General features: G+C 39.2%; 6 protein-coding genes. 4 read left to right on the plus strand and 2 right to left on the minus strand.

Translation table 11 applies throughout. From position 1 onward, the window contains the following. Positions 1-485 precede the first annotated feature (485 nt). Complete coding sequence (locus RM545_RS01080; protein WP_311493414.1) at positions 486-1,898, plus strand: MutS-related protein; 1,413 nt, start codon at positions 486-488, stop codon at positions 1,896-1,898. A 123-nt stretch (positions 1,899-2,021) separates the two neighbouring features. On the opposite strand, the gene RM545_RS01085 is transcribed toward RM545_RS01080, so the two are convergent. Together RM545_RS01085 and bshC are read right to left on the minus strand one after the other, a co-directional pair. Continuing rightward, the gene (locus RM545_RS01085; RefSeq protein ID WP_311493446.1) at positions 2,022-3,386 is read right to left on the minus strand and encodes a pyridoxal phosphate-dependent decarboxylase family protein; all 1,365 of its coding nucleotides are present in this window, start codon (positions 3,384-3,386) and stop codon (positions 2,022-2,024) included. Positions 3,387-3,577: 191 nt separating this feature from the next. Continuing rightward, positions 3,578-5,197: a bacillithiol biosynthesis cysteine-adding enzyme BshC gene (gene bshC / locus RM545_RS01090; RefSeq protein ID WP_311493415.1), complete on the minus strand. Its 1,620-nt coding sequence runs from the start codon at positions 5,195-5,197 to the stop codon at positions 3,578-3,580. 188 nt (positions 5,198-5,385) lie between these two features. On the opposite strand from bshC, the gene RM545_RS01095 reads away from it, so the two are divergent. From RM545_RS01095 to RM545_RS01105, 3 genes are all read left to right on the plus strand, one after another. After that, positions 5,386-7,863 (plus strand): M14 family metallopeptidase, encoded by a 2,478-nt coding sequence (locus RM545_RS01095; protein WP_311493416.1) that lies wholly within the window; start codon positions 5,386-5,388, stop codon positions 7,861-7,863. A gap of 95 nt (positions 7,864-7,958) precedes the next feature. Further along, complete coding sequence (locus RM545_RS01100; protein ID WP_311493417.1) at positions 7,959-8,915, plus strand: calcium/sodium antiporter; 957 nt, start codon at positions 7,959-7,961, stop codon at positions 8,913-8,915. 29 nt (positions 8,916-8,944) lie between these two features. Further along, the gene (locus RM545_RS01105) at positions 8,945-11,776 is read left to right on the plus strand and encodes a M16 family metallopeptidase (RefSeq protein ID WP_311493418.1); all 2,832 of its coding nucleotides are present in this window, start codon (positions 8,945-8,947) and stop codon (positions 11,774-11,776) included. The last annotated feature ends 165 nt before the right edge of the window (positions 11,777-11,941 follow it).

Below are 11,941 nucleotides of genomic sequence, written 5' to 3' on the forward strand. Positions count from 1 at the left end.
CCCTTTAAAAGGGCAATTATCGACCTTAGATTATTCAATTTTTTAAAGGCATAAAATCTTTACTAATCACCGGAAAATTCAGAAAATACGGAGAAGGCTAGATAAATTGTTATCTGCTTCTTCCACAGCATATCCAGAACAAGGATTCAGGAAGTCAATGTTGAAAATTACCTATTTTCAACCTTGACTTCTTTCTAATAGCTATGTTAACACCTCTTTTCCACTGAAAATGTTATAACTTTAAACATATTCTCTTTTTTATGAATTGGATCCTGGGATTTATCCTAATCTTAATTGTAGTGTACCTCATCGATTTCCGATTAAAAAATCGAAAAGTAAAAATCAGACGAAATAATTTAATCCAGAATTGGGGAAAGCCTAAAAAGGAGAAGTACTATAATTTCGATTTAATTAATCAGTTTTTCAGAAATCACATTATTTCCACAGATGTTTTCCAAACAATATCTGATAATACCTGGTCCGATTTGGATTTCGATGATATTTTCAAATTTCTGGATAGAACTACTTCCAGAATTGGTCAGCAATATCTTTATTATAAATTACGAACAATAACAGATATTCCTGGCTTAAATCGTTTTGCAGATCTTACTAAAATATTTACTTCAAACAGGGAATTAAGAATTAAAAGCCAGTTAGAACTTTCAAGTTTGTCATCTGCCAAAGCTTACTATTTAGAAGAAATATTCCGGTCAAAAAACATTAAAAAATCCAATAAAATATGGCTGTATCGTTCATTATCAACAGCTGCGATTTTATCTATAATCTTAAGTTTTTTTAATCCAGCGTGGTTTATTCTTTTAATACCAATTTTCTTTGTAAATCTTGTTTTTCATTATAAAAATAAGTCTTCAATTGAATATTATTTAAACGGCGTTGGGCAATTGGCAACGAGTTATAAAGTCGCTAATAATTTGAGCTCATCTGAAGAAATCAGATCTTTTTATAAGGATTTGAGTTTCTTAAAAAAAGTGAAATCCATATTATCAAATACAAGATTTCTTGAGTGGGAGAGAAAAGTGGATAATGAATATGCACTTTTATTCTGGTTCATTTCAGAAATTATAAAAATTACATTTAATTTAGAGCCCATTCTTTTTTACAATTTTCAGAATTCTTTGGAAAATAAAAAAGAAGACATTAAAAGCCTCTTCTTATTTATTGGTGAAATTGATTCCGCAATATCTTGTGCTTCCATACTAAACAGCGAAAAAAATCTTTGTAATCCTACATTCGTAGATAAAAAAGAAGTTTTTTCAGAAGGTCTTTACCATCCACTTATTAAAGACTGCACCCGCAATAATTTAAATTTAGTAAACAAAAGTTTGCTTTTGACCGGATCAAACATGTCTGGTAAAACAACTTTTATAAGAACGTTTAGTGTAAATGCCATCCTGGGCCAGACATTAAATATTTGTTTTGCTTCAAAATTTGAAATTCCGTTTTTTAAAATCTATTCGACTATTAGAATTTCAGACGATCTAATTAATAATACAAGCTATTATTTAGAAGAAGTTGTAAGAATAAAAGAGTTAATTGAAGTATCTAAAAAGGATGACTTTTGCTTATTTGTAATTGATGAACTTTTTAAAGGAACTAACACCGCTGAAAGACTCGCAGCAGGAAAATCGATATTATCCTACCTAAACAGAAAAAATCATGTTGTAATGGTATCTACTCATGATCTAGAATTAACCGATTTACTAAAGAAGCAAAATTTTGAACTGTATCATTTTTCAGAAACCATAGAAAATGAGAAGTTACTTTTTGATTACAAAATTAAACCAGGAAAGCCAAAAAGCGGAAATGCGATTAAGATTTTAGATCTTTATGACTATCCCAAAGAGATTATAGACAATGCAAGAATTGGAATAGAATAAGTCTACCAAAAATATACTGTACAGTAAAAAAGATCAGGTCGAAAATTGGCAATTATCGACCTGCTCTGTTCTCACCTTCAGTAAATCTTTATTTTTCTACAGAAAAGACGCTGAATCTTCAACCTATTCCATCGTATCCAAAATCTGGTCGATATCTTCTTCTGTAGTATCGGGATTGATAAAGCAGAAGCGGGCAACGGTCTCTTTCTTCCATTTTGTTGGCGTCACCAGTGCAAAACCATTACGATGATTGCTGTACGTCCACTCTTTATATTCTTCCGGAGACCAGTTTTTTCTTCGGAATAAAACTACAGAAAGACTGGTTGGCCTCACCATTTCCAGGTTTTTCCGTTTTTCAATCTTCTTTGCCGCTATCTGCGCAAGCTCGATTCCGCGTTCTATTGCCTGCCTGTACTTGTCTGTGCCGTGCATCGCGAGGGAAAACCACAATGGCATTCCCCTCACCCTCCTGGTAAGCTGAATTTGATAATCTGCCGGATTAAATCCCTGTGCTCCCTCATCCTGAAAAATTTCCAGGTAAGAACCTTCCTGCGCATGTGCTTTTTTGGCCAAATCCAGATTTCTGTAAATCACCGCGCCACAATCATAAGGCGAAAACAGCCATTTATGAGGATCGATCGTAATACTGTCTGCCCGCTCAATTCCATTGAATAAATGCCGCACAGATGTTGCCGCAAGAGCTCCTCCTCCATAAGCGCAATCTACATGAAACCACACATCTTCCTTTTCGCAAACATCTGCAATCGTATCCAGCTCATCTATAATCCCGGCGTTTGTGGTACCGCCTGTAGCCACAACCGAAAAGAGGCGTTTTCTGTCTTTCTCTTCAAGTTCATCAATCGCATTTTGAAGTTCCCTGCCCGTGAGTTTTTCCTCTTCAATATCGATCATCACCACATCGGCATCTATTACCTTGGCCATTGCCTGGATGGAACTGTGTGCTCCATGGGAAGTAAGCATTAAAGCTTTAACTCCGACATTATCTGAATTCCGGGCCCGCCATTCTTCCCGGGCAGCGACCATTGCCGAAAGGTTTGCAGCAGTTCCGCCACTGGTAAATACACCAAAAGCACCATCGGGCAGGCCGGTAAGTGAAACCAGCCACTTCATCGCCTGGTTTTCACAAAAAATTCCGCCAGCACCTTCCATCCAGTAAGCGCCGTGAATGCTGGAAGCCGAAGTTACCAAATCGAACATAATTGCCGCCCGGGTAGGTGCCGCCGGGACAAAAGCTAAATGCCGCGGATGGTCTATGGGAACGGTGGCTTTAACGAGCACGTCCCGAAAAAGTTTAAAAGCATTTTCGCCTCCAATTCCTTCGGGGGTAATGGTTTTACCAACCAGCCGGAACAATTCTTCTTCTTTTTTAGGTGCTCCCATGTTGGGAGTAATATTGGAGATACGGTCTATAGTGTATTTCATGACATCCAGCGTCATCTCCACCAAATCCATATCTATGGTATGCATTTTATTTTTTTCCAAATCTGTACTTTTTAAGCTTTTTACTATACTCTATTCATTTTCACTTATCACCTCAAGAATTTCAATAAATACTGAAACAGAAATTTGGGCAATGGATCGTAATGGTGCATGAATATGAAATTAAACTACTTCTACTTATCGAAAATTGGCTTTTTCAGACCCTGACCGTTTTAATCTTAGTCTTGTCTAAAACTCAGAATTTTAAAGTTTTCTTCTAAAGGGTTTAAATATTCAACGAGAGCAGGAATAAGTTGTTCCCCAAATTCAGCGTAAAATTCTGAAAAATTTGTTTGTCGCTCCTGTAAAGCGCCGTTGGGAAATAATGCATTCTGAAGATTGGCAATTCGGGTCACTTCATCCTTTAGTTTGCGTTTCTGGGCCTTCAGCAGTCGTTTTTCCAGGTGGTCCAGACCTTTTAACTGTTTTACTTCCTGCGCTTTTACAGCTCCCAAAAAAGTTTTATCAGTTTTTTTAGCTAAATCATACATTTGCTGAAACTGCTGCACAAGCTGCTCTTTTTGCGGTGAGAAATCTATGTCGATATTTGATATTTTTCGCACCTTTCTATTGATAAGCTCGTGCTGTTTCAGGAAAAGTTCCTTATTTGAAATATCCAGTTTCTCACGTTTTTTCCGTTGCTTTTCAGTTTGTATTAAAGCTGAATTTCTCAAAAGCAACATCGGAAAAGGCACATTTTCGGCCTTAAAATATTCTTTTAACTCCAGCCAGTACGAAAGTTCCCCGCCACCGCCAATATAACAGAGGTTTGGCAAAATCACTTCTTCATACAAAGGGCGCATCACCACATTGGGACTAAAGCGCTCCGGATTTTCATCCAGTTCTCTCAAAATTTCTTCGCGGCTCCATTTAATATCCTCCCTGTCATGAACAAAATAATTTCCTTCCCGTTCTAAAATTCTTTCCCGAAAATCTTCAGTTAAATAAAACAGATTGATTTCCCGCGGACTAACCTGAACATTATATCCCAAATTACTAAGCTCTCCCAGGCTTTTTGAAGTGGATTTATGAGAAACCTGCTCCAAAAGTTCATTTTTTGCGTAAGGAATAAATTGTTTCTTCAATTCTTTCTCCTGGGCATCCAGGATTACGAGTCCGTAGTCTTTAAAAAGTTCATTTGCTAAATTACGGGTAGCTTCAGTTAAATTATCATGCTGTAAATAGGCTTTCTCAAATAAATTCTTCAGAAATAATGCATCTTTCCCAACTCCTATTTCTGCGGAAAAAAGATTGAATACTTCCTGAAGCCCTTCGGTATTTAAAAAACCAACAGCAGTTTTTCCGGCTTTCTTATCGGCATTATTCCATTTGAACTTTTTACCTTTCAAATTAAAGAAATTGATCTCCTCGAAGTCGTGATCCTCTGTCGCCATCCAGTACACAGGAACGAAATTATATTCCGGATGCTTTTCCTTCAGGATTGTTGTAAGATTTATGGTAGAAACAATTTTATAGAGAAAGTACAGCGGACCTGAAAATAGATTCAGCTGGTGACCCGTAGTAACCGTAAAAGTATTCTCGTCTCTCAGGGATTTTATATTCTCCGCGGTGGCACCCGAAATTTCCACATTATCGTACTGCTTTTCCAGCACCTTCACCAAAACCTGCCGCTTTTCTGAAGAAAAAGAAGCTTTCTTCTCCTCAATCTGGTCCCGAAAATTGCCAATTTTGGGGTACCGGTTATAAAATTTCTGCACCTCTGGTTTCTGAGACAGATAATCCAAAATTAAATTGGTAAAATAATTAGTTTCGGCGTAGGAAATACATTCTGATGGCATGCGCTGGAATCAATTTTTTGTAAAGATAAGGTGTTTTGAACACTAATGTAAATTCTCCTCTTTTTAGGATATTATTAACAACAGAAACGGACTTTAATGTCTGAATTCTAATTTTAATGCTGAACAGATTCCGTCAATTTCATCACCTGCAGTATCTTTACCCAAAATTTAACCAGATCTTCTTTTAAATGAAGTACCTATTTTCACTATTCGCTTTTCTTTCCATAAATTTTCAGGTTTTAAACGGCCAGCAATCTCCCGAAGATTTTCTTGGCTATGAGCCCGGAGAGCAATTTTCCAGGCATGCCGATGTAATAAATTATTTCGCACATCTTGCTGAAAATTCGTCGCTTGTGCAGCACCATACTTACGGCGAAACCTACGAGCGTCGCGCATTGACGTATGCGATAATTTCTTCTGAAGAAAATCTAAAGAACCTGGAAAGCATCAGAAAAAATCATTTGGAGAACGCGGGTCTTTTAAATCGAGAAAATACTTCAGATAATCAAAAGGCCATTGTCTGGTTGAGTTACAACGTGCACGGCAATGAAGCGTCCAGTACAGAAGCTGCAATGGTTACCCTCTATTCTTTAATTACTGAAAATACAGATTTGCTGGAAAATACTGTAGTTATCATCGATCCTTCTGTAAACCCAGATGGCCGTGACCGTTATGTAAACTGGTACAACCAGGTAAAAGCCACACCTTTTAATACGGCACAGGCAGCTACAGAACATCATGAACCCTGGCCCGGTGGGCGGCCAAATCACTATTTATTTGATCTTAACCGCGATTGGGCATGGGCAACGCAAAAGGAAACCAGGCAGCGGCTAAAAATTTATAACCAGTGGATGCCGCATATTCATGTAGATTTTCATGAGCAGGGAATAAATGATCCTTATTATTTCGCGCCTGCTGCCGAGCCTTTTCATGAGGTGATCACTCCTTTTCAGCGGGAATTCCAGACAAAAATTGGCAAAAACAATGCTGCATATTTTGATGAAGAAGGCTGGCTCTTTTTCACCAAAGAGCGTTTCGATCTTCTCTATCCGAGTTACGGCGACACTTATCCCACATACCTTGGCGCGATTGGGATGACCTTTGAACAGGCAGGCCACGGCCGCGCCGGACTGGGAATAGAAACAGATGAGGGTGAAATCCTGACTTTAAAGGACAGAATTGCCCACCACTTCACCACCGGACTTTCTACCATTGAAATGGCTTCCCAAAACGCACAGGAACTAAATGCGGAATTCAATAAGTTCTTCAGCAATCAAGAAGAATTTGAATATAACAGCTATGCCCTTAGCGGAAATCCGGATAAAATTGCAGCCGTTAAGCAGCTCCTGGACAGGCAAGAGATAAAATATCAAAATGCGGAAAATCAGAAAATCAGAGGTTATAATTACAGTAGTGGCCAAAGCAGCACTACTAATGCAACAGAAGAAACGCTTGTGGTAAGCAGCGACCAGCCAAAAGGCAAAATGGTAAAAGTGCTTTTTGAACCGGCCACCAAACTGGTCGATTCGCTTACTTATGATATCACTGCCTGGAGCATTCCTTATGCCTATGGACTGGAAGCAATTGCAAGCCCGCGCAGTATTTCTACTGCCAGTACTACTCCGGAAAAGAACATTGAAAACATTGCAAATCCTTCGGGAGCAGGGTATATTTCCAAATGGAACAGTATGCAGGATGCACGTTTTCTGGCTGCACTTTTAAACGAGAATATCAGGGTGAGATTTTCAGAAGTTCCTTTTGAGAGTCAGGGTCAGCAGTTTGACCGCGGAAGCCTGATTATTACTAAAAGTGATAACCGCAATACTGAAAGTTTTGATGAAAAAGTTATTGAAATTGCGAACAAACATAACCGACAACTTCTTACCGCTAATAGCAGCTTTGCCGGCAGCGGCCCCGACTTTGGATCACCGGACGTGAAACTGGTAAACCCAGAGCGAATCGCAGTACTAAAAGGAGAAGATATTTCTTCCCTGAATTACGGCGAAATCTGGCATTTCTTTGAACAGGATTTAAATTATCCTATCACACGGATTGATATAGATTATTTTGAAAGAATTAATCTATTCCAATTTGATGTTTTAGTAATGCCGGAAGGGTATTATGAAGATGTTTTTTCTGAAACTGTTTTAGAAAATATCAAAAGCTGGGTTCGCAACGGCGGGAAATTGATAGCTATTGGTGAAGCGGCAGGATATTTTAGCGGAAGAGATGATTTTAAGTTAAAAGAAAATGAAGCAGAAAAACCGGAGGATTCTACAAAAACAGGAAATCTTGTTCCGTATAATCAGCGGGAAAGGGAAAGTATTAAAAACTTGATTACCGGAAGTATTGTGAAAACCAAGCTGGACAATACCCATCCTATGGCTTTTGGTTATGGAGACAGCTACTTCAGCTTAAAATTAAATAGTGACAGTTACAGTTTATTGAATGACGGGTATAATGTGGCTTACATCCAGGATCCCGAAATAGTGTCCGGATTTGCCGGAAGTGAAGCTCAGCAAAACCTGAAGAATTCGGTCGTGTTCGGGGAAGAAAGTCTGGGCAACGGAAGCATAATTTACTTGGTGGATAATCCGCTTTTCAGATCCTTCTGGGAAAACGGAAAACTTTTCTTCGTGAATTCACTCTTTTTTGTAAATAATTAGTCAGCATAAATGATTCTTCTTCCGCTGAAACCATGCTTAAAATAAAAAATTAGAATTCATTTCTGAATGATATATTTACACCAGAAATCCATATAATGTTTATAGACATCGTCCTTCTGATTTTTGGCTTTGCAGCCCTTATTTTTGGTGCAACAAAGCTTGTAGATGCAGCCTCCAGTGTAGCCGTAAAAATGGGTATTCCGAATATTGTTATCGGGTTAACCATTGTTGCCTTCGGGACTTCTGCTCCGGAACTGGTGGTAAACCTTTTTGCTGCCGTTAGCGGTAGTACCGAAATGGTTTTGGGTAACGTCCTGGGTAGTAATATTTTCAACATCCTGGGAATCCTGGGAATTGCTTCTATTATTTATCCATTGACGGTTAAAAACAACACCACCTGGTTAGAAATACCCTTGAGTCTTCTTGCAGCTGTCTGTGTCCTTGTAATTGCAGCCGATGTTTTACTCGATGGCACTCCAGATAATATTATTTCCAGGTCTGAAGGGATTGTTTTACTTCTGTTCTTTGCAATTTTTCTTGTGTACAATCTAACCATGACAAAAGCAGGCGGAGAAGAGGAAGAAATGGAGACCAAAGATTATACTACCGGAAAGGCTGTTGTCTTTATGATCCTTGGCCTGGCCGGCCTTATACTTGGCGGCAGGTTAATAGTTGACAGTGCAGTAGGCATTGCAGAAGTTATAGGACTTTCAGAAAGAGTAATTGGTCTTACCGTAGTTTCTATTGGAACTTCGCTGCCGGAACTTGCCACATCGATTATTGCTGTAAGAAAGAAGAACGTGGATATTGCAATAGGAAACGTAGTAGGATCTAATATTTTCAATATTTTCCTGATCCTTGGTGTTTCCACCACCGTTGCCCCGCTCTATCTAAAAGATGGTGCGTTTTTTGATATTTTCGTCAATATTGCAGCGGGTCTGCTTCTTTTCATTTTTATTTTCACCGGAAAAGGAAGAAAACTGGAGCGCTGGGAAGGAATTTTACTATTGGGATTATATATTGCTTACGTTAGCTACCTCGTGGCAGCATAAAATCTGCTAAAACAAAAGATTAAAACCACATGAACATTAGAAATTTATTCTTTACTCTTTTTATAACCTTGATCTTCGGAAATGTTTCCGCTCAGGATCAGCAAAATGTATCAACCAGATTTAATGTCGATTTTGAAACTTTTACCCTAAGAAACGGACTAAATGTTATCTTGCACGTAGATGAATCTGATCCCGTAGTTGCAGTGGCTTTAACCGCTCATGTAGGTTCTGCAAGGGAAAAAGAAGGCCGCACAGGATTTGCCCATCTCTTTGAACATTTGCTCTTCCTCGAATCTGAAAATCTTGGAAAAGGCGGACTCGATAAAATGAGTGCGCGTATTGGAGGAAGCGGGGCAAACGGTTCTACCAGCAGGGACAGGACGAATTATTTCCAGACCGTACCCAATGATGCCCTTGAAAAAATGATCTGGGCAGAAGCAGATAAACTCGGCTTTTTTATAAATACAGTAACCGAACCCGTACTCGCGAAGGAAAAAGAGGTTGTGAAAAATGAAAAGAGGCAACGTGTAGACAACGCTCCTTATGGCCACACCATGTATGTTATCGACAAAAATCTATATCCCGAAATCCACCCATACAACTGGCAGGTAATTGGTTCTCTGGAAGACCTTCAAAACGCCACGCTTCAGGATGTTAAGGATTTTTACAACAAGTGGTATGTCCCTAATAATGTAACGCTTACCATTGCCGGAGATTTTGATAAAGCACAGGCAAAAGAGTGGGTTCATAAATATTTTGATGAAATCCCCCGCGGTGATGAGATGCAGCGGCAGGAAAAACAACCTGTGGAATTAAGTGAAACAAAGAAGTTGTATTATGAAGATAACTTTGCCAACCTGCCGGAGCTCACCATAGCATGGCCTTCAGTCTATTCTTACCACGAAGATTCCTATGCACTGGAATTACTGGCCAATTATCTTGCTGACGGAAAGAATGCACCTCTTTATCAGAATCTTGTAGCCGACAAACAGCTAACGGGAAGAGTGAATATGTTCAATTATACCTCAGAACTGGCCGGGCAGCTGATGCTTCAGGTAAGAGCTTATGATGGTAAAGATTTGGATGCTGTAAAGGCAGCCATTGAAGAAACCTTCAGAAAATTTGAAGAAGAAGGTATTCCGCAGAAGGATTTAAAGAGAATAAAAGCAGGGCAGGAAAGCAATTTCTACAATGGTATTTCCAGCGTTTTAGGGAAAGGCTTTCAGCTCGCTCAGTATGAAATCTTCGCCAACGACCCCAATTACATCAACAAGGAAGTCGAAAAAATACTTTCGGTAACTGCGGAAGATGTGATGCGGGTTTATGAGAAATACATGAAGAACAAACCTTATGTCGCGACTAGTTTTATTCCGAAGGGACAGGCCCAACTTGCTTTAGAAGGCTCTGAAGAAGCTGAAGTTGTGGAAGAGCAAATCGTGGAAGGAGCTGAAGGCGACATAGATCTAAACGAAGAAGTTGCCTACGAAAAGACACCGACAACTTTCGACAGAAGTACTGAACCTCCCTACAGCTCAAAACCAGAGCTGATTGAACCGGAAGTATGGGAAGCTAATTTACCTTCCGGAATAAGCGTTTCCGGAATTAAAAATACAGAAGTTCCTCTTGTGAAATTCGCTTTGCAAATGAAAGGTGGCCTGATGTTGGAAGATCCTGATAAAGTGGGAGTTTCTAACCTTTTAGCAGAAGTAATGACAAAAGGAACAAAGGAAAGAACTCCGCAGGAGCTGGAAGAAGCCATAGAGCTTCTGGGATCTGATATTGACGTACACACGAGTGACGAAAGAATTAGCTTAAGCGGAAGTACTCTGGCCAAAAATTATGCGGAAACAATGGAACTTGTAAAAGAGATCCTCCTGGAGCCGCGTTGGGATGAAGAAGAGTTTCAGCTCGCAAAACAGGAAGTGCTAAGCAGGATTCAGCAAATGGAAGCTGACCCAAACAGCATTGCGAGTAATGAATTTAAAAAATTGGTCTACGGTCCGGAAAATATCCTTTCCCATAACATTCTCGGCACAAAAGCTTCCGTAGAAAGTATTACTATGGAAGACCTGAAAAATTACTATAATACCTACCTCTCCCCTTTAAGTTCTGACTTTATGGTTGTGGGTGCGCTGGATAAAGAAGAGGCTGTGGATCCGCTAAAAGGAATTGGAGCTAACTGGCCGGTTAAAAATTTCCGTTTTCCGGAAATACCGGAACCTCAAGAACCGGAAGAAGCCCAGGTATATTTTTATGACGTCCCGGGTGCAAAACAGTCGGTTTTCAGGTTCGGGACTCCGGCATTAGCTGCAACAGATGAAGATTATTATCCTGCAGAAGTAATGAATTACCGTCTTGGTGGCGGAAGTTTTGCTTCTCAGCTTACACAGGAACTAAGGGAAGGAAAAGGTTATACCTATGGAATTCGTTCCGGGTTTTACGGTGATGAAAATACCGGCCCATTCATGATTTCCACAGGAGTGCGCTCCAATATTACTAGCGAAGCTGCTTTACTGATAAAAGAAATCCTAAAAAAGTATCCGGAAAATTTCGACAGGAATGATCTGGAAGTTACTAAAGGTTATATGATAAAAAGTAATGCAAGAAAGTTCGAAACTTTAAATTCGAAGCTGGATATGCTCAGTGATATCAACAATTACAATCTGGATAAGAATTACGTAAAACAACGGGAAAAACTGGTGGAAGAAATGACTGTTGAAGGAATCCAGAACTTAGCTAAAAAATATATTGATCCCGATAAGATGTACTACCTGATCGTTGGCGATGCTGAAACACAACTTGACAAACTTGAAACTCTTGACTATGGAGAGCCGGTTTTGCTAAATCCATCTGCTAAATAAATTATTTTCTATTATAAATTTTTATTATTTATTGTTATTTCTTGATAACACGGAAGGACAGGAAAATATAAGAACCGGCTGCTTCTAAAAGCCATACCTCATAAATGGCAAATATTGACATTTATTAATTTTGTATCTCAATTCAAAGCTGGTCGATAATTGGCA

Origin of the sequence: Autumnicola lenta (genome assembly GCF_031846515.1) — a bacterium.
GTDB lineage: Bacteria > Bacteroidota > Bacteroidia > Flavobacteriales > Flavobacteriaceae > Autumnicola > Autumnicola lenta.

Excerpts from the sequence above, each read along its gene's own strand:
- RM545_RS01100 (WP_311493417.1), top strand. The coding sequence starts at position 7,959 with ATGTTTATAGACATCGTCCTTCTGATTTTTGGCTTTGCAGCCCTTATT.
- bshC (WP_311493415.1), bottom strand. The coding sequence starts at position 5,197 with ATGCCATCAGAATGTATTTCCTACGCCGAAACTAATTATTTTACCAAT.
- RM545_RS01105 (WP_311493418.1), top strand. The coding sequence starts at position 8,945 with ATGAACATTAGAAATTTATTCTTTACTCTTTTTATAACCTTGATCTTC.
- RM545_RS01095 (WP_311493416.1), top strand. The coding sequence starts at position 5,386 with ATGAAGTACCTATTTTCACTATTCGCTTTTCTTTCCATAAATTTTCAG.
- RM545_RS01085 (WP_311493446.1), bottom strand. The coding sequence starts at position 3,386 with ATGCATACCATAGATATGGATTTGGTGGAGATGACGCTGGATGTCATG.